Raw genomic sequence first — 1,274 nt, 5'->3', positions numbered from 1 at the left:
CTATGGCCGCCAGGGTAAAAGGGTGGTCGCCGGGACTTATCCCAACAACCAGAAACAGAAGAAGCAACAACTTCAAGTCAGATTTTGCGTATCGCTCGCTCACACAGCCGAATGTCTCGACTTATAGGATCAAGCCGCACGGGCAATTAGTATCGGTTAGCTTAACGCATTACTGCGCTTCCACACCCGACCTATCAACGTCCTGGTCTCGAACGACCCTTCAGGGGAATCAAGTTCCCTGGGAAGTCTCATCTTGAGGCAAGTTTCGCGCTTAGATGCTTTCAGCGCTTATCTTTTCCGCATATAGCTACCCGGCGATGCGACTGGCGTCACAACCGGTACACCAGAGATGCGTCCACTCCGGTCCTCTCGTACTAGGAGCAGCCCCCCTCAAACTTCCAACGCCCACTGCAGATAGGGACCAAACTGTCTCACGACGTTTTAAACCCAGCTCACGTACCACTTTAAATGGCGAACAGCCATACCCTTGGGACCGGCTACAGCCCCAGGATGTGATGAGCCGACATCGAGGTGCCAAACTCCGCCGTCGATATGAACTCTTGGGCGGAATCAGCCTGTTATCCCCGGAGTACCTTTTATCCGTTGAGCGATGGCCCTTCCATTCAGAACCACCGGATCACTATGTCCTGCTTTCGCACCTGCTCGACTTGTCGGTCTCGCAGTTAAGCCATCTTTTGCCATTGCACTATCAGTACGATGTCCGACCGTACCTAGATGACCTTCGAACTCCTCCGTTACTCTTTGGGAGGAGACCGCCCCAGTCAAACTGCCTACCATACACGGTCCCCGATCCGGATTACGGACCAAGGTTAGAACCTCAAACACACCAGGGTGGTATTTCAAGGGCGGCTCCACTGAAACTAGCGTTCCAGCTTCATAGCCTCCCACCTATCCTACACAAGTCTGTTCAAAGTCCAATGTAAAGCTACAGTAAAGGTTCACGGGGTCTTTCCGTCTAGCAGCGGGGAGATTGCATCTTCACAAACATTTCAACTTCGCTGAGTCTCGGGTTGAGACAGTGTGGCCATCGTTACGCCATTCGTGCGGGTCGGAACTTACCCGACAAGGAATTTCGCTACCTTAGGACCGTTATAGTTACGGCCGCCGTTTACCGGGGCTTCGATCAAGAGCTTGCACCCCATCACTTAACCTTCCGGCACCGGGCAGGCGTCACTCCGTATACGTCCACTTTCGTGTTGGCACAGAGCTGTGTTTTTATTAAACAGTCGCAGCCACCTATTCTCTGCGACCCC

The 1,274-nt window shown here is 53.1% G+C and carries 1 rRNA gene; it reads right to left on the bottom strand.

Annotation, left to right across the window (positions count from 1 at the left end):
- Window positions 1-125: 125 nt before the first annotated feature.
- A 23S ribosomal RNA gene (locus ACYVG8_RS18975) occupies window positions 126-1,274 on the bottom strand; the annotation flags it as partial.

It is taken from the genome of Microvirgula curvata, from assembly GCF_054781615.1.
The sequence above is the reverse complement of the archived record's forward strand: the minus strand, read 5'-3'. Positions and strand labels throughout refer to the sequence as shown.